Below are 16,835 nucleotides of genomic sequence, written 5' to 3'. Positions count from 1 at the left end.
TCGAGAGGCCACGAGTGGCCCCCTGACCAACGTCGAGAGGCCACGGATGGCCCCCTGACCAACGTCGAGAGGCCACGTCCCAGCGCGGGACGTGGCCTCTCGACTACCCCGACTCGGCCATTCGTGGCCTCTCGACGAGCCAGACTCGGCCATTCGTGGCCCTTCGACGGTCTCAGTGGGGCCGGATATGGCCTCTCGACGGGGAAGGACGGGGAAGGACGGGGGAGGCTCGGGGTCAGCGGAGGTCGTAGGACTTGAGGAAGCTGACGATGAACGGCGCGGCGCCCGTTACGCCGTTGTCGCCGACCTCGTTGTAGGCCGCGATCGCGATGTCGCCGCGGCCGGCGACCATCCACACGTGGGTGTCGGGCGGGTTCTTCGTGCCGAACTCGGCGGTGCCGGTCTTGGCGTACTCCACCCCGAGGGGCTTGAGCACCATGCCGGACCCCTCGGCCACGACGTCGCGCATCTCCTGGCGCAGCACGCCGGCCTCGGTCGGGTCGAGCGGCGTCGCGGGCTTCGGCAGGGCGGGCGCGCCGGCGACGAGCTGCGGCCGGACCGTCTGCCCCTTCATGACCGAGGCGACGACGAGGGCCATCGTCAGCGGCGAGGCCTCGACCCGGCCCTGTCCGATGAACGAGGCCGCGTGCTCGACGACGTTGTCGGTCGTGGGCACCGAGCCGAGGAAGCCGGTGAAGGGCAGGTCGAGCTTCTCGCCCATCCCGAGCGACTGGGCGGCGCTGATGAGGTCGGCCTGGCTGACCTTCTCGTACTGGCTGATGAAGGCGGTGTTGCACGAGTAGGCGAGGGCCGTGCGCATCGGGATGTCGCCGAGGTGCTTGGTCGGGTAGGTCGTGTAATTGCTGAACGTGCGGCCGTCGACGGTCAGCGACGGGGTGCACGGCAGCTTGGTGTCGGCGGTGGCGCCCTTGCGGATGTTGGCGAGCGAGCTGACGATCTTGAAGGTCGAGCCGGGCGCCTCCTTGCCGGCGAGGGCGAGGGTCGAGCCGTTGGCGGCCGGGCCGACCGCGGCTGCCAGCACCTCGCCGGTCGAGACGCGGACCGCGACGAGCGCGGTGGGGTGCTGGGTCTGCTTGGCGAGCGCCGCCTCGGCGGCGGCCTGGGCCTTCTGGTCGAGGGTGACGGTGAGCGGCTTGCCGTCGGTGGACTGCTCGGCGAAGAGCTCGCGCTTGTCGATGACGCTGCCGTCGGCGCCGCGCTTGACGGCCTGCACGGCGAGGCCGGGGGTGCCGCGCAGCTGCGCGTCGTAGCGGTACTGCAGGCCGGTCATGCCGACGGTGTCGCCGGCCTGGAGGGTGTCCTTGGAGGCCTTGATCTGCTCGGCGGTGGCCTCGCCGACGGTGCCGAGGATCGGTGCGGCGAAGGTGCGGCTGGGTCCGAGCACCTGCATGGCGGGCACCGTCAGCGCGCCCTTGACCTTGGCGATGGCTGCGCCGTTGCGCTGCAGGAGGGGGTCGGTCTCGCGGAGGGTGACGCCCTCGACGAAGGCCTTGGCCCCTGCGGCGGCGACCTTGGCGGCGAAGCGGTTGGGGTCGATGTCGATGAGCGCGGCCAGCTTCTTGGCGGAGGCGGCGGCCTCGGCGCCCGAGACCTTCGTCTTGTCGATGCCGACGGCGGCGACCTCGCGCTCGGTCATGATCTTGGCGCCGGCGGGGTCGAGGATGTCGGCGCGCTGGGGCCACTTGCGGGCGAGGTCGAGGGTCTCGTCGGACGTGAGCTGTGGTGCGACGACGCCGGGCGTCCACGACACCTGCCACTGGTTGTCGACGAGCGTCATGTTGACCTGCGTCTGGTAGGTCCAGTCCTTCGGGGACGCCGACACGTCCCACCGGCTGAAGAGGGTCGCGGTCGCGTGGTCCGAGCCGTCGTTGTGGCTCATCTCGCTGAGCGACACCTGGGGCCGGAGGGTCCCGAGGTCCTTGTAGGCGGCCTTGACGAACGCGCTGGCCTTGGCCGGGGTCGTGCCCTTGAAGGTGACGGCGCCGAGGTCGGCGGAGGCGAGGCCCGAGGCCAGGGCGCGCGCGGTGTCACCGGGGTCGGGCGGTGAGTCGAACATCGAGCACCCGGCCGCGAGCGTGCCGACGAGCACGCCCGAGAGCGAGACGGAGACGAGAGTCCTGGCGCGTGATCCCCTGAGCATGGCCCAACGGTACGTGCCGCGCTGCGGCCCCCATGTCATCGGATCGTGGCGTCGACGTGACGGTCGTCTGCAGGAGCGGGCGTATGCCGGGTGCTGGCCTCGGGCGCGGACGGCCCCTCCCCGGCGGGCGTGCTCCCGGTCGGTGCGCTCTTGGTCGGTGCGCTCGTGGACGACGGTCCACCCTGTCGGCGCCACAGCACGAGGGACCCGAGGATGCCGACGGCGAGGGCGACGGCGTGGATGCCCCACGCCTGGTTCTCGGGCCGGACGGCGGCGACGAAGACGTCGCGGCTGGCCAGGACGTGGTCGCGCAGGCCGTCGGGCAGGCCGGTGCGCGGACGCAGGTAGGCGGCGAGGTAGGAGAAGGCTGTCTGGCCCGCGGCCGCGACCGAGACGACGAGGAGCACGGCGACCCAGGCCAGCAGGCGCCGGACCGGTCGCAGACCGAGTCCGGCCAGCACGAGCCCGGCCGCGACACCGACGACGACGGCCGTCCACCGCAGCACGCCGATCGCGCGGTCGAGACCGGCCAGCGCCACGACGAGGGCGTTGACCCAGCTGCCGAGGGCGACGGCCAGGGGCGCGGCGGCGAGAGCACGCAGCACCGGACCGCCGAGCACGACGAGCAGCCCGAGCGCGAGCCCGACCACGGTGCCGACGACGGCGACCGCGAGCACACCGAGCAGCACCCGGTCGTCGCGGTCGAAGTCGCCGCCGAGCTGGCGGGTGGCTCCGGCCGACTGGGCGATGGAGTAGGCAGCGGCGAGCAGGACCCCGAGCGAGGCCAGCGTCGAGGCCGCCAGCCGACGGTCGCCGCGAGGCCGCACCCAGAGCACCGCCAAAGCTGCGAGACCACCGGCGACGAGCGTGATCGTCAGGAGCAGCCCGAGGCGGGCCGTCGTGAACGGCAGCAGGCTGATGTAGCCGTCGGTCGCGGAGCCGGTGGCGACGTCGAAGGGCCAGTCGCGCGGCGACTGCGCGCCCAGTCCGTCGAGGACCCACGGCAGGGCCCCACCGACCCACCAGGCGGCGCCGGCCAGGGGCAGCACCGGCCAGAGCCGGACTCGGGCACTCCGACGGCGGGCCCCGCGGGCCACGCCGGATCGCTCGTCAACGCCGGTGTCCACGCGCAGATCCGATCATGTCCCGCCGACATCCGCCAGTCGCGCAGGCGCCGGAGTGGGCGGCCACGCGGCAGTCGGCCGAGCGGTCAGCGCTCCGGGCGCCAGAGCTGGACCGAGGCGACGGGCTCGAAGCCGGCCGACAGGAACGCGCGCAGGGCCCGCGCGTTGCCCGGGGCGCAGGCGGCGACGACGACCTCGCCTTCCGGGATGAGGGTCAGGGCGTCGCGCACGACGTCGGAGCCGACGTGGTCCTTGGCCGGGTCGGTCTCGAGCCCGACCTCGGGCAGGCCACCCAGCCCCGTCGAGAGGGTCACGAGGGTGTGGTCGTCCGGCACGGCATACCCGAAGGTCGTGACGTCGCTGCGCACGGACGTGGCGTGCTCGGCGCGCGGGTGGTTGCGCAGGTCGCTGCGGGGCACGAGCGTGGGCTCACCGCCGGTCCCGCGCGCCACGAGGATGATGTCGAGCGCGTCGATCCATCCGCTGCCGGCCAGGCGCGAGACGAGGCGCGGGTTGCTCGCGCCGCCGAAGCCGTCGGGGCTCAGCGAGACGAGCGTGCCGTCCGAGACGTCGTGGTCGACGGCGAGGTAGGCGTGCCCGGTGAAGGCGATCACGCCCTCGACGCCGGGGCGCCACGGCTCGACGCGCTGCCACCCGCCGTCCACGGCGGGGAAGTCGCCACCTGCGGCCTTGCTGAGGACTTCGGCAATGGGGTGCACGCGGACCATCAAACCCGCCGCGTCGCGACCCCGCCCGTCGGGGTCCACCTGTTGGCACCGCGCCGTTCGCGCGGGCGACAGCCGTCACGGGTAGGTTGTGGCCATGTCACGACCGCACGCGGCCGCCATCGTCGAGGACACCGTCCACGAGCAGGTCGAACGCGTGCTCCGCAGCCGCGGGTGGGGCAACCGCGTCATCACCCACGTCGGCTACGGCTCGTCCTCGTTCGTCCGGGTCTATGCGCGAATCCTGCTGGGGCGCAAGGGGCGCGAGCGCACCGAGGGCCCGGAGCCGCGCCAGGACGCGACCGGCGCGCTCAGCCCCGCCCACTACGACCGTGGGTGGCGCGCCTTCATCACCTCCCCGGCGACCGGCGTCCCGGTCAAGGTCACCGTCGGCGACCGCGAGGTCTACGGCCGGTCCGACCGAGGCGGCCACGTCGACATCGTCGCCCGCGACCACGGCCTCGCGCCGGGCTGGCAGCAGGTCGTCGTCGAGGCCCAGGGCACGGATCCCGTCGCGGCCGACGTCTTCATCGTCGCCGACGGCGTGACCCACGGCATCGTCAGCGACATCGACGACACCGTCATCACGACGATGCTGCCGCGCCCGATGATCGCGGCCTTCAACACCTTCGTGCGCCGAGGCAAGGCCCGTCACGCGGTCTCCGGCATGGCCCCGATGTACCGCCGCATCCTGTCGGCGCACCCGGGCGCCCCCATCGTCTACGTCTCGACGGGCGCGTGGAACACCGCGGCCACCCTCAACCGCTTCCTCGTCGAGAACGGCTTCCCGCTCGGGCCGCTCATGCTCACCGACTGGGGCCCGACCAACACCGGGTGGTTCCGCAGCGGCCAGGCGCACAAGCGCACGAGCCTCGACCGCCTCGCCCGCGACTTCCCCGACATCCGCTGGCTCCTCGTCGGCGACGACGGGCAGCACGACCCGCAGATCTACGCCGACTTCGCCGAGGCCAGGCCCGACCGGGTCGAGGCCATCTGCATCCGGCACCTGTCACCGACCGAGCAGGTGCTGTCCAACCCGATGAAGATCGACGCGCCGATCCGGTCGTGGGCGGCGCGCTCCGTGCCGTCCTTCTCGGCCGCGGACGGGCACTCGATGCTGCGCGTCCTCGAGAGCGCCGGCAAGGTCGGGGAGGTCGCGGCCCCGGACGAGCAGCCGTCGCGTCCCGGCCGTTCCGTCGCCTCCGGATGACACACTGGGGCCATGCCTGAGCTGCCGGAGGTGCAGGCGCTCGTCGACTTCCTCGCCGAGCGGACGACCGGCCTCGCCATCACGGGGGTCGAGCTCGCGTCGTTCAGCGTGCTCAAGACCTTCAACCCGCCTCCCCAGGCGCTCGAGGGCGCGCCGGTCGACGGCGTCCACCGGCACGGCAAGTTCCTCGACATCGACGCCGACGGCACCCACCTCGTCTTCCACCTCGCGCGCGCGGGCTGGCTGCGCTGGTCCGACCAGCTGCCCGCCACCGTCGTGCGCCCGGGCAAGTCGCCCATCGCGCTGCGGGTGCGCCTGTCCGACGGTTCCGGCTTCGACCTGACCGAGGCGGGCACGAAGAAGTCGCTCGCGGCATACATCGTCAAGGACCCGGCCGAGGTGCCCGGGATCGCGCGGCTGGGACCCGACCCGATGGCCGACGACTTCAGCCTCGAGCGGTTCCGGTCGATGCTCGAGGGTCGCCGCACCCAGATCAAGGGGCTGCTGCGCGACCAGGAGTTCATCGCCGGCGTCGGCAACGCCTACTCCGACGAGATCCTGCACGTCGCGAAGCTCAGCCCCTTCGCGATCGCCGGCACCCTCGCGCCCGAGGTCGTCGAGCGGTTGTATGCCGCCCTGCGCGACACGCTGAAGAGTGCCGTCACGACCGCGTCGGGCAAGCCCGCCAAGGAGCTCAAGGACGCCAAGCGGGCCGGCATGCGCGTGCACGCCCGCACCGGCGAGGCCTGCCCGGTGTGCGGCGACGTCGTGCGCGAGGTGTCGTTCGCCGACACCTCGCTGCAGTACTGCGCCACCTGCCAGACCGGGGGCAAGCCGCTCGCCGACCGGCGCATGTCGCGGCTGCTCAAGTAGCGCCTCGTCCCCGGGCGACGCAGAGCGGGCCGGGTCTGTGACCCGGCCCGCTCCGTCGTGCGGGTGTGGCGAAGTGTCGCCGAGGGGGTCAGCCCTCGTGACGGGTGCGCTGCACCGAGGCGACGGTGCCGCGGTTCTCGTCGAGGATGACCTGCGGGGCCCGCGAGTCCTCGAACGAGAAGAGGCCGCGCATCGAGCCGGCCCAGGCGTCGGCGGATCCGTCACCGATGCGGCCGACGCCCCAGTTGTCCTCGATGAGGCGCAGGATCGAGGCCTGGTCGGTCTGGTGGTGGTCGACGTAGTTCGTCTTGGAGAAGGGCGAGATCACGACGAGCGGCTGGCGCGGGCCGGGGCCGCAGCGGTCCTGGTAGCCCTGGGCGATCGGCACGCCGGAAGCGGCGGCGTTGGTGCAGAAGGCAGCGTCATCCGTCGTGTTGGAGGCGTTCTTGACCTGCGCGGCCACGTGGTCGTACCAGCCGTCGGAGTCGTCGTAGGCGAGCACGATCGCCGTGTCCTTCCAGTTCTTCGACTTCTGGATGGCGTTGACCTCCTTGACGACGAAGCGCTGCTCGTCGAGCGGGTCGGAGTAGCCCGCGTGCCCGTCCTGGTAGTTCGGGGCCTTGAGGAAGCTCACGGCCGGCAGGCTGTCGGTGCCGACGACCTGGTCGAAGGAGGACATGTCGTACTGGTGGTTGGCCTGGCCGTCGTGGCCGATCTCCGCGGCGCTCGCCGGCGGCAGGTGGTGCGGGTTCGCCGTCGACGCGTAGTACTGGAAGGGCTCGTGGTGCGGGTTGTAGTCGGTCGAGGAGACCCCGGCGACGTTGGTGTGCGTGGTCAGGCACGCAGCGGGTGCGCCACCGGCGGCAGCGGTCGTCGGCGTGAAGCCGCCCTGGAACCAGCCCCACGACACCTTCTTGGCGTTGAGGAGGTCACCGACGTTGCGGCCCGTCATCGCGGCGAGCGTGTAGCTCTTCGCGTGGCTGTTGTTGGAGCAGTCGTCGTAGACGGGGTCGGGGTCGCCGGTCATCGTGCCGATGCCGTTGGCATCGGGGACGCGCACCGTGTAGTCGCCCCCGGCAGGGGTGGTGGCGGGGGTGCCGTCGGCGTTGAACTCCTTGACGCCGTGCGTGTTGCCCGAGACGAGGTTGATGGCGCCGGGGGAGGAGGGGCCGAAGGTCGTGCTGAAGGCGTGGTCGCTCATCGCGTAGTGCTGCGCGTAGTTCCACATCGCCGTGACGGTGTTGCCGTCGTAGTAGTCCATCGTCAGACCGGGCCGGCCGAACGTCGGGGCCGCGCAGGCGTCCTTGCTCGTGAACTCCACGAACTTGTCCATGGCGCCGGCGTTGTAGGCCTTCTGCTCGTTCGTGTAGGTGTGGTCCTGGTCGCAGGTCACGGCCTGGCCGGGCGTGAGGCGCTGCGGCTGCACCGAGTTGGGGTTGTTCGGCGCCAGCAGGCGGTCGTGCGCGAGGGTCGCGATGCTGCGGGGCGTGCCGGGCGCTGCGGTGAAGCTCGGGGCCGGGGTGCCGGAGCCCTGGCTGAGCTCGCCGGGGGTGTTGGCGGCCTTGGGGTAGGTCGCGAAGTAGTGGTCGAACGACACGTTCTCGCCGAAGATGACGACGACGTGCTTGATCGGGGTGGACGTCCGGACGGTCGCCGGGTGCGACGTCGGCCGCGGGTGGGCGCTGACCGCGCCGGCGGTGGCGACCACCGGGACGACGAGGGCGGCGGCGCCCACGCCTGCGAGCGCGAGGCGGGCGGAACGTTTCATGGGGTCTCCTCTGGCGATGGCGGATCGGCCGTGGGCGTGCCTGGCGCATCGCTCGGGGCCGGGGCAAAAGTACGCCCGTCATGGGGTGCCCCAGACCTTCCGGACGGGTCGTTTAAGGACTGTTTGCCGAAACTGCGCCGCGACTTGGCGCTACTGCCAGCGCGCTCGGTGGTGGCGCTCAGGTGACACTCAGGATGGGGACGAAACGGTTCGGACTGCAACGATCCGCGCCTCGTGGTTGTCTTCCCCATCATGAAGCCGATGACGTCGATGAAGCCGATGACCGTTGCCGCGCTCGTAGTGGGGACGGCGCTCGCCACGGGCGCCTGCGGAGAGGCCGCGACGCCGTCTCCGGGGACACCCACGTCGGCGGGCAGCACGGTCGGCGCGGGCAGCGCGGGCAGCACGGGCGCGACGGGCGCGACGGGTGGCACGGGTCGGCCGGTGCAGACCGTGACGTCGGGGAGCGTGCGCCTCGTGGCCACGATGGCACCGGGTGGCCCCAGGGTGGGAGGCCCGCGCCCGGCATCCACGGTCGGGGCCGGGACCGGGGTCGCGGCGACCCGGGGCCTCGTCGTCGACTACACCGTGACCAACACGGGCTCCACGCCGCGGCTGGCCTACGACATCGTGCCCCAGGACCTCGGCAGCGCCACGCTGCCCGCCGCCGTCGACGCCAAGCACGCGTGGGTCTACGAGCAGGACGGCGTGCTGCGCCTCAGCAAGCAGGGCTTCGCGACGGCACCGGGCGTGCGCTTCGCCGCCGCCCCGGTCATGGGCGGCCACGTGCTCGCTCCCGGGGCGAGCGTCACCGGGAAGGCGTATGCCGTGTCGCCGCCGATGCTGGACGTGCCGGGAGAGTCCTTCCAGGCCCCCCGTGCGGCGGTCGGGACCGGCCTGACGCAGTGGCAGTTCTGCGTCCAGGTCGACGGCCGCGCCGCGCAGGCGCGTCCGTCCGCCGCCGGGGGTGGGGTGGTCCAGGCGGCCGTCGCAGCCCCACAGGGGGACGAGCTCGTCTGCACCCGGCCGGCGACGATCCCGGTCTCCTGAGACGGCGGGTCAGTGCATCCCGAGCATCCCGAGCACCGCGGTGCAGCCGTAGAGGAGCCCCAGGCCGGGTGAGACGAGGAAGGCGAGCAGGCACCAGGTCTTGACCGACGCCGAGGTGCGGCGCGCCTCGTCCCACCGGCCCTGGGCCCACTTGGACCTGACGGAGCTCGCCTTGACGAGGGCGACGATGCCGAAGGGCATGAAGCAGAGGATGGTGCAGACGACCGCGAGGCCGACCCGGCTCGGCGGCGGGGAGCCGTACGGCGGCGGCGTCGCCTGGGGTGGCGTGGGCGCGGGAGGCAGCGGCGCGGCATACCAGCCCGGCGGTGCGCTGGGCGGCGGCGGCAGCTGGGGCAGCGTCGGCGGGAGGGCCTTGTGGTCGACCGGCGCGTCGGGCGGGGTCGTGGTGCTCGACGGTGCCGGAGGGATGACGGACCCGTCGGGCCCCGGCGGCCCGGAGGCCTGCGGCAACGGCGTCGAGGGCGGGTCGAGGCGCGGCAGCCACGCCGACCACGCGTCGGCCGTCGGGTCCGGCTGGCGCGCGTCGTCGTGGCGGTCGCGGTCGGTCACCGGGTCAGCCCCCTCGCCGGTCGCAGGTCAGATGATGCTGGGGTGGCCGTCGGCGGTGAGCTGCTTGCCGGCGCGCTGCCACTCGACCATGCCGCCCTCGACGTTGGCGACGTCGTAGCCCTGCTGCACGAGCCACTGGACGGCGCGCGCCGAGCGGCCGCCCATGCGGCACACGACGGCGACGGTGTCGTCGGTCTCGGGCAGCTCGTCGATGCGGGAGGGCAGCTCGCCGAGCGGGATGTGGATGGCGTTGGGGGCGTGCCCCGCAGCCCACTCGTCAGCCTCGCGGACGTCGACGAGGACGGCGTCGTCGGGCAGCTCGGACACGGTCGTCGTGGGGATCGCGCTCATGCGATCCATCCTGACACGGCGAACGTCGGTGACGGATCGTCCGGTGCCCGCGCGGCAGCCGGACCGCGTGCTCGCGCGGCTAGGGTTGGGCGCGTGAAGATCCTGTCGATCCAGTCCCACGTCGCCTACGGCCACGCCGGCAACTCGGCCGCGGTCTTCCCGCTCCAGCGGCTCGGCCACGAGGTCTACCCCGTGCTCACGGTGACGTTCTCCAACCACACCGGCTACGGCTCGACCCGCGGCCCGCTCATCGCCCCCGCGGACGTCGCGGCCGTCATCGACGGCGTCGAGGAGCGGGGCGCCTTCCCGACCATCGACGCGGTGCTCTCCGGCTACCAGGGCGCCGAGGCGGTCGGCGAGGTCGTGCTCGACGCCGTCGCCCGCGTCAAGGCGGCCAACCCATCCGCCGTCTACTGCTGCGACCCCGTGATGGGCGATGTCGGCCGCGGCTTCTTCGTGCGGGAGGGCATCCCGGAGTACCTCCGCGACCACGTCGTGCCGCAGGCCGACATCGTCACGCCCAACCAGTTCGAGCTCGAGTTCCTCGTCGGGCGCGAGGTCTCCACGCAGGCTGACCTCGTCGCCGCTGCGCGCGAGCTCGTGGCCCTAGGGCCCAAGGTCGTCCTCGTGACGTCGGCGCTGACGTCCGACACCCCTGAGGGCTCGATCCAGATGGCCTGCATCACCGCCGCCGACGCGTGGGTCGTCACGACCCCGATGCTGCCGATGACGGTGCGCGGGGGTGGCGACGTCACGGCCGCGGTCTTCCTCGCGCACTACCTGACCGACGGGCCCGAGGTGGCCCTGCGCCGCACGGCGGCGACGATGTATGCCGTCCTCGAGCGCACGCACGCGAGTGGCTCCGACGAGATGCTGCTCGTCGCCGAGCAGGACGCCATCGCGCACCCGAACGAGATTTTTGAAATCTTGTCGGTGGCTTGACCGTTTCGCCTGAAAGCGCGTTATAGTCGCAACGCGCCGTTCCGCATGACCACCCCTGACCGTGCGGAACGGCGCTTTTTCATGCCCACATTCAGTGGAATCCGAATCAAATGACTTCGGATTCCATCGAGTCGGTGCGTGGAAGGGGTCGCTCCAGCATGCGCGACGCGCCGATGGCGCCGTCTGCGGATGTCTCAGGTTTGCGGTAGAGACGCGTATAGCCTCCGAGCGTGGACCCGATCACGAACCCGTACGCCCCGGGCGCGGGCCAGCGCCCACCCGAGCTCGCCGGCCGCGACGAGCAGCTGCGCACCTTCGACGTCGTGCTCGAGCGCATCGCCCGCGGTCGCGCCGAGCGCTCGATCGTGCTGACCGGTCTGCGCGGCGTCGGCAAGACCGTGCTGCTCAACGCGCTCCGCTCGTCCGCCGTCCGGGCCGACTGGGGCACGGGCAAGTTCGAGGCTCGCCCCGAGCAGCGGCTGCGGCGCCCCCTGGCTGCTGCCGCCCACCAGGCGGTGCGCGAGCTCGGGCACCCGCGGGGCGACGACGTCGACCAGGTGCTCGGCAGCATCAAGGCCTTCGCCCTCCGCGACGCTCCGACGGGGGCCAAGCTGCGCGAGAGGTGGCACCCGGGCATCGACGTCCCCGCCGTCACCGGACGCGCCGACTCCGGCGACATCGAGATCGACCTCGTCGAGCTGCTCACCGACATCGGCGGCCTCGCAGCCGACGTCGGCAAGGGCGTCGCCTTCTTCATCGACGAGATGCAGGACCTCGACCCCGAGGACGTGTCCGCGCTCTGCGCGGCCTGCCACGAGATCTCGCAGTCGGGCCTGCCCGTCATCGTCGTGGGTGCCGGGCTGCCGCACCTGCCCGCGGTGCTCTCGGCGTCGAAGTCATACTCCGAGAGGCTCTTTCGCTACTCACGCATCGACCGGCTACCCCGCGAGGCCGCTGACCGCGCCCTCGTCGGGCCGGCGTCGGAGGAGCAGTGCGAGTTCACTCCCGAGGCCCTCGACGAGATGTATGCCGTGACCGCCGGCTATCCCTACTTCATCCAGGCCTACGGCAAGGTCGTCTGGGACGTCGCCCCCTCCTCGCCCGTCACGGCCGAGGACATCCGCGTCGCCGTGCCCGAGGCCGAGTCCGAGCTGGCCGTCGGCTTCTTCGGCTCTCGGTTCGAGCGCGCCACCCCGGCCGAGCGCGAGTACCTCCGAGCCATGGCCGACGCGGCACTCGTGGACCAGCCTGCGGCGCAAGGGGACTCGGGAGGTCACGAGCATGCTGAAGGCGACGTGCCGGCATACGTGCGCGACGGGGTGACCGAGCGCGAGGCGGTGCCGACCTCGGCGGTGGCGGACGTGCTGGGGCGCAAGCCGCAGTCGCTGTCGCCGGCGCGTGACGCCCTCATCAAGAAGGGCCTCATCTACTCCGGCGAGCGCGGCCTCATCGCCTTCACGGTGCCCCACTTCGGACGCTACCTGCGCACCCAGTCCTGAGCTCGCGGCCTCCGACGCCGCGGGCGCCACTCCTGCCCTGCTGCTCGCCCGTCGCGTTGGCGGTCAGGCGTCGCGGTCGACGGGTGCCACCCGGTACCTCGTCCGCACCGCGTCGCCCTCGACCCGGACGTCGATCAGGGACAGCCGGAGCGGGAGCTCGTCGGGGAGGAGGGCTGGCCCGTCCATCATGGTCGGCGTGCCGGCACCGCCGACGAGACCGGGGTAGCCGGGTGGGGTGTTGCGACAGACGAGGACGTGCAGCCGCAGGTCGGCGTCCCCGGTGAACGTCCAGTCGACCCGACCGCGCCCGTCGGCCACGACGAACCACCGCAAGGCACGCGAGGGCAGATGGTCCTGCCACAACAGGTCCTCACCAGTGGTCGGCGGTGGCCACGCGGGTGTAGGGGCGTCGGGACCGACGGACGACCCGCTGCCCTCGAGGATCACCTGGGCATCGATCAGCGCGTGACGGTCCTCGAAGGCACCGGGCACACTCATCGCCGACCACCGTGCACCGACCTGTGGGTCGAGCAGCGGCTGCTCGCGGCCCAGGGTGATGCGGCCGTCGACACTGACGGAGGTCGTCAGCACCACCTCGGGCAGGTCCACGCGCATGCGCCGAACCTAGCTGCGTCCGCCCACACCCTTGCGCTCCGGCAGTCCATCCACGAGATCGCAGAAGGGCGCAGGAGGAAGGGATGATGCGCAGACACCGGGATCCGACCGCGGACTGTGGCCGCCTCCCTGTGGTTCAGTGGGCACCGTGAAACTGCTGCTGACGTCCGGGGGAGTCACCAACCCGAGCATCCACGAGGCGCTCGTCGACCTGCTGGGCAAGCCGGTCGAGGAGTCGACGGCTCTGTGCATCCCCACCGCACAGTGGGGCCACCCGAGCTGCGGCCCGGTGTCGGCGCGCGGGTTCGTCGCGGGTCTGCCGCCGTGGGGTGGGATGACCTCGATGCCCTGGCGCTCCCTCGGCCTGCTCGAGCTCACTGCGCTGACGACGATCGGCGAAGACCGCTGGGTGCCGTGGGTTCGTGAGGCAGACGTGCTCCTCGTCGACGGTGGCGAGGCCACGTTCCTGTGCCACTGGATGAGGGAGTCGGGGCTGGCGGCGCTCCTGCCGTCGATGACCGACACGGTCTGGGTGGGCGTGAGTGCCGGCAGCATGGTGATGACGCCGCGGATCGGTGCCGACTTCGTCCATTGGCCTGGAGCACCGGACGACCGCACTCTCGGCGTCGTCGACTTCTCGATCTTTCCCCATCTCGACGTGTTCCCCGACAACACCATGGCCGATGCCGAGAAGTGGGCTGAGGAGATCAGCGGACCGGCATACGTCCTCGACGACCAGTCTGCGATCCGCGTGGTCGACGGAGTGGCGGACGTGGTGTCCGAGGGCCGGTGGAGGCGCCTGCCTGACGACGGTCCGCACTAGGTGCCGGAGCAGTTCGACCTACGCCGGCTGTCGCCGCCGTTCCGGCCGTGGATCAGGGGGCCTCGGAGTCGGTGCGGTGCCCTTGGGGCTCTTTGGCCTCTTCCAGCTCGGAATCCGTTTCGCAGTGCCATCGGACTCCTGCTCCCTCGAGGACGCCGCTTGTCGCTCGAGCGATGCAGCGTCTCTGACCGCTGGAGTCGTGAGCTCGAGCCTCGGGCTTCTGGCCTTCATCGGGGCAGTGGTCCTGCTCAATCGTGTTCAGCGTGTGACGAGTCCCCACTCGTTGAACTCGGCGCGCAGCCTCTTTGCCGCCGGACGGCCCAGGGTCAGGCCCACGATGAAGACGAAGTTGGCGCGCCAGGCGTGGTGGTGCCCCCGAGTGCTGGCGGGTCCGGTGACGGCTTCGCGCAGGCCCCCGTCGGGACCGAGCTCGGCGGTCACGACGTGCGCCAGCTCGTGGAGGCAGGCGCGCTCGCACCGTCGGGGCGTGGCCCGGTCGTCCACCCCGATCGTGACGATTCCTCGGTCGGGGTCCGCGTTGCTCCGACCGTTGCCGCCGATGACGACGACCGGCCGCGCATGACCGGGGAACGCCGGTGCGAACCACGCTGTCCGCTGCACCGCGTGCAGGTAGGTCGCGCACTGCGCCGGTGAGACGACGGCCTCCTCGGCGCCGGCGCCGAAGGTCACGCGACCGAGCTCACTCAGGGGCAGGCCGGCTGCGAGCTCGGCGTCGTATGCCGCAGCCTGCAGTCGTGTCGTCTCCGACGTCATGCGCCCCTGCCGCCGGTCAACCCTCTGGGGTGCGGCGCGGCATCGAGCTGTTCGGCATCAGCGGTGGCGCACATGCAGCCAGTCTGCCTCGACGCACCGGCCCTGGCACCGGACTTTTCCGGCGCCCCTTCTGGTATCTCTGGCACATGCCGAGCACCCTGATCGAGGTCCGCAGGTCCTACACGGCGGACGAGGAGGTCGCGATCATCGACGCCGTGCACGGCGCGTTGGTGGCTGCGTTCAAGATCCCGGCGAAGGACCGCCACTCGCGCCTCGCGGTCTTCGAGCCGCACCGCATGGTCAACGGCCTCGAGCCAGGCGTCGCCGATGCGTACACCCGCGTCACCATCGACTGCTTCGCGGGGCGCTCGATCGAGGCCAAGCGCAACCTCTACCGCGAGATCGTCGAGAGGCTCGAGGCGCTCGGGATACCGCGCGACGGTGTGTCGATCCTGCTGCGGGAGAGTGCTGTCGAGAACTGGGGCGCCGGAGGCCGAGCCGCCAGCGACTACGACCTCGGCTTCGACGTCGACGTCTGACCCGGACCGCCGCGCTCAGCCGGGCACGAGTGACTGGACGGTCCGCCACGTCGTGCCCAGCGCCGGGCCGATGACGTCGACGCCACCAGCCATCGTCACGACGAGCCAGGCTGCGGCCAGCATGAGGGCCGGCCCGACGACGTAGCGCTCGACGGCGTGGTCGGTGCTCAGCGCGAGGTAGTTGTAGCGATGCCGGTGCACCGGCCAGAACAGCGGGCAGCCCTGCACCGTGGCCATGTCGCCGAGCAGGTGCACCGTCACACCGGTGGCCACGGCCCACGGCACCACCTCGACGGGGAAGGAGTCGAGCACCGCTCCCCGCACGAGCATCGCGCCCATGACGAGGCAGAGGAGCGTGTGCCCGACCGTGGCCCGGACCATGTTGACGCGCAGGGCCGCCGCCGCGATGGCGAAGAGGAACGACAGGAAGAGCCCCAGAGGCAGTCCGCCCACATGGGTCAGCCACACCGAGAGCCCGGTGAACGCGGCCAGGCCGACGAAGGAGTGCGTGCCGTTGCGGTGCCCGCCGCTGAGTCGTCCCACGCACCAGGCGAGCCCGGCCGAGATCGGTCCCAGCGAGCGTGCCGGCGTGGCATGCGCGTGGTCGACGTCCGGAAGGATCGCGGCCCCCGCAGCCGTGACCGCAGCCACGGGGACGGCCCAGTCCTCGACGGTGACACCATGGGCCCGCAGCAAAGGTGTCAGGGCCAGCACGGCGACTGCGCCGGACAGGGCATGGGTCCTACCGAGCACTGCCGGTCACGCTTCTCACGACGGCAGACTCTAGCCAGCACCACCGACACCATCGACGTCGACCCCTCTCCCGGCGCGCCTTCCACGACGTGAATTCGACTGTGTGGCAGGGTCTCCCATCGTGCCTTCGACGATCACAGTCCGACCCCGACCGCTCCCGACGTCGCTGGCCCGCTGCCTGACCGCCCTGGTCGTGGCCGGTGTGCTCACGGGTTGCGGCACGCCGCTCGCGTCGCCGGGGGCCGGCGCGGACGTGCACCACGCCTCGACGCGCGTCGGGCCGGCCGCCCCCGGCGGCAGCACCTCCCCGACCCCCGGTGCCGCGAGCACGCCGTCGCTCACCCCGGCGCAGGTGCAGGAGGCCACGGCGGCGCTCGCCACCCTGCCGGTCAAGGGACGGGCGCCGAAGACGGGCTACTCCCGGGCGGCGTTCGGCATCGCCTGGACCGACGACGTCGACGTGGCCCTCGGCCACAACGGCTGCGACACCCGCAACGACGTGCTCCGGCGCGACCTCACCGCCGTCGTGCTCAAGCCGGGCACCCACGGCTGTGTCGTGCTGGCCGGCGTGCTCGCCGACCCCTACACCGCCCGGGCCATCGCCTTCGCCCGCGGACGCTCGACGTCGTCGCGCGTGCAGATCGACCACGTCGTGGCGCTCGGCGACGCCTGGGTCAAGGGCGCCCAGCAGCTCACCGCCGTGCAGCGGCAGGCGCTCGCCAACGACCCGCTCAACCTGCTCGCGGTCGACGGCCCGACCAACAGCGCCAAGCGCGACGCGGACGCCGCGTCGTGGCTGCCGCCCAACAAGGCCTACCGCTGCGCCTACGTGGCGCGTCAGGTCGCCGTGAAGAAGCGCTACCACCTCTGGGTCACGGCCGCGGAGCGTGCGCAGGTCGCGCGCATCCTGGCCGGCTGCGCCCACTGAACCGTGCTCAACCATCCCTTCGACGGGACAGCTCGTCGCCGCGCCGCGGCGGGCATGGTGGAAGGGCCGGACCCCACCTGACTGCCAAGCCGTGAGGGAGGGGTGGAGTGGCAGTCAATCCCGGCCCTTC

Annotated in this window: 17 protein-coding genes; 8 read left to right on the top strand and 9 right to left on the bottom strand. The window is 72.1% G+C overall.

Translation table 11 applies throughout. The annotated features are described in order from the left end of the window. Nucleotides 1-235: 235 nt before the first annotated feature. The 3 genes from ABD297_RS17735 to ABD297_RS17725 all read right to left on the bottom strand — a co-directional run bounded on the left by ABD297_RS17735 (nt 236) and on the right by ABD297_RS17725 (nt 4,004). Nucleotides 236-2,161, bottom strand: a complete 1,926-nt coding sequence (locus tag ABD297_RS17735; protein WP_344256391.1) for a penicillin-binding transpeptidase domain-containing protein — start codon at nt 2,159-2,161, stop codon at nt 236-238. 35 nt (nt 2,162-2,196) lie between these two features. Beyond that, on the bottom strand, nt 2,197-3,288 hold the full coding sequence (locus tag ABD297_RS17730) for a hypothetical protein (protein ID WP_344256390.1): 1,092 nt from the start codon (nt 3,286-3,288) through the stop codon (nt 2,197-2,199). An 83-nt stretch (nt 3,289-3,371) separates the two neighbouring features. Continuing rightward, nucleotides 3,372-4,004, bottom strand: a complete 633-nt coding sequence (locus ABD297_RS17725; RefSeq protein ID WP_344256389.1) for an N-acetyltransferase — start codon at nt 4,002-4,004, stop codon at nt 3,372-3,374. Nucleotides 4,005-4,107: 103 nt separating this feature from the next. Here ABD297_RS17725 and ABD297_RS17720 point away from each other — a divergent pair, with 103 nt between their 5' ends. Together ABD297_RS17720 and ABD297_RS17715 are read left to right on the top strand one after the other, a co-directional pair. After that, the gene (locus ABD297_RS17720; protein WP_344256388.1) at nt 4,108-5,220 is read left to right on the top strand and encodes an App1 family protein phosphatidate phosphatase; all 1,113 of its coding nucleotides are present in this window, start codon (nt 4,108-4,110) and stop codon (nt 5,218-5,220) included. A gap of 12 nt (nt 5,221-5,232) precedes the next feature. Further along, entirely contained in the window at nt 5,233-6,093 is an 861-nt protein-coding gene (locus ABD297_RS17715; RefSeq protein ID WP_344256387.1) for an Fpg/Nei family DNA glycosylase, read from the top strand. Between the two features lie 88 nt (nt 6,094-6,181). Here the strand turns inward: ABD297_RS17715 and ABD297_RS17710 are convergent, their stop codons facing one another. Continuing rightward, nucleotides 6,182-7,861 carry a phospholipase C gene (locus tag ABD297_RS17710; RefSeq protein WP_344256386.1) on the bottom strand — a complete coding sequence of 560 codons (1,680 nt, stop codon included), beginning with the start codon at nt 7,859-7,861 and terminating at the stop codon, nt 6,182-6,184. Between the two features lie 261 nt (nt 7,862-8,122). Between ABD297_RS17710 and ABD297_RS17705 the strand changes: the two genes are divergently transcribed. Further along, the gene (locus ABD297_RS17705) at nt 8,123-8,911 is read left to right on the top strand and encodes a hypothetical protein (protein ID WP_344256385.1); all 789 of its coding nucleotides are present in this window, start codon (nt 8,123-8,125) and stop codon (nt 8,909-8,911) included. A gap of 9 nt (nt 8,912-8,920) precedes the next feature. On the opposite strand, the gene ABD297_RS17700 is transcribed toward ABD297_RS17705, so the two are convergent. Next, complete coding sequence (locus ABD297_RS17700) at nt 8,921-9,481, bottom strand: CD225/dispanin family protein (protein ID WP_344256384.1); 561 nt, start codon at nt 9,479-9,481, stop codon at nt 8,921-8,923. A 27-nt stretch (nt 9,482-9,508) separates the two neighbouring features. Beyond that, a complete protein-coding gene (locus ABD297_RS17695; RefSeq protein ID WP_344256383.1) occupies nt 9,509-9,832 on the bottom strand; it encodes a rhodanese-like domain-containing protein in 324 nt (107 codons plus the stop codon). Between the two features lie 93 nt (nt 9,833-9,925). Here ABD297_RS17695 and pdxY point away from each other — a divergent pair, with 93 nt between their 5' ends. Both pdxY and ABD297_RS17685 read left to right on the top strand, forming a co-directional pair. Next, the gene (gene pdxY / locus ABD297_RS17690; RefSeq protein WP_344256382.1) at nt 9,926-10,774 is read left to right on the top strand and encodes a pyridoxal kinase PdxY; all 849 of its coding nucleotides are present in this window, start codon (nt 9,926-9,928) and stop codon (nt 10,772-10,774) included. A gap of 230 nt (nt 10,775-11,004) precedes the next feature. Beyond that, on the top strand, nt 11,005-12,273 hold the full coding sequence (locus ABD297_RS17685; RefSeq protein WP_344256381.1) for an ATP-binding protein: 1,269 nt from the start codon (nt 11,005-11,007) through the stop codon (nt 12,271-12,273). 63 nt (nt 12,274-12,336) lie between these two features. Here the strand turns inward: ABD297_RS17685 and ABD297_RS17680 are convergent, their stop codons facing one another. After that, nucleotides 12,337-12,888, bottom strand: a complete 552-nt coding sequence (locus tag ABD297_RS17680; RefSeq protein ID WP_344256380.1) for a hypothetical protein — start codon at nt 12,886-12,888, stop codon at nt 12,337-12,339. Between the two features lie 148 nt (nt 12,889-13,036). Here ABD297_RS17680 and ABD297_RS17675 point away from each other — a divergent pair, with 148 nt between their 5' ends. Then, entirely contained in the window at nt 13,037-13,711 is a 675-nt protein-coding gene (locus tag ABD297_RS17675; RefSeq protein WP_344256379.1) for a Type 1 glutamine amidotransferase-like domain-containing protein, read from the top strand. A gap of 258 nt (nt 13,712-13,969) precedes the next feature. Here the strand turns inward: ABD297_RS17675 and ABD297_RS17670 are convergent, their stop codons facing one another. Beyond that, nucleotides 13,970-14,485 carry a hypothetical protein gene (locus ABD297_RS17670; protein WP_344256378.1) on the bottom strand — a complete coding sequence of 172 codons (516 nt, stop codon included), beginning with the start codon at nt 14,483-14,485 and terminating at the stop codon, nt 13,970-13,972. A gap of 146 nt (nt 14,486-14,631) precedes the next feature. On the opposite strand from ABD297_RS17670, the gene ABD297_RS17665 reads away from it, so the two are divergent. Then, complete coding sequence (locus ABD297_RS17665; RefSeq protein WP_344256377.1) at nt 14,632-15,024, top strand: tautomerase family protein; 393 nt, start codon at nt 14,632-14,634, stop codon at nt 15,022-15,024. Between the two features lie 15 nt (nt 15,025-15,039). On the opposite strand, the gene ABD297_RS17660 is transcribed toward ABD297_RS17665, so the two are convergent. Next, nucleotides 15,040-15,777 carry a metal-dependent hydrolase gene (locus tag ABD297_RS17660; protein ID WP_344256376.1) on the bottom strand — a complete coding sequence of 246 codons (738 nt, stop codon included), beginning with the start codon at nt 15,775-15,777 and terminating at the stop codon, nt 15,040-15,042. 121 nt (nt 15,778-15,898) lie between these two features. On the opposite strand from ABD297_RS17660, the gene ABD297_RS17655 reads away from it, so the two are divergent. Then, nucleotides 15,899-16,705: an HNH endonuclease family protein gene (locus tag ABD297_RS17655; protein ID WP_344256375.1), complete on the top strand. Its 807-nt coding sequence runs from the start codon at nt 15,899-15,901 to the stop codon at nt 16,703-16,705. The last annotated feature ends 130 nt before the right edge of the window (nt 16,706-16,835 follow it).

This window comes from Terrabacter carboxydivorans, from assembly GCF_039532035.1.
Lineage (GTDB): Bacteria > Actinomycetota > Actinomycetes > Actinomycetales > Dermatophilaceae > Terrabacter > Terrabacter carboxydivorans.
This window is presented reverse-complemented; position numbering and strand designations above follow the sequence as displayed.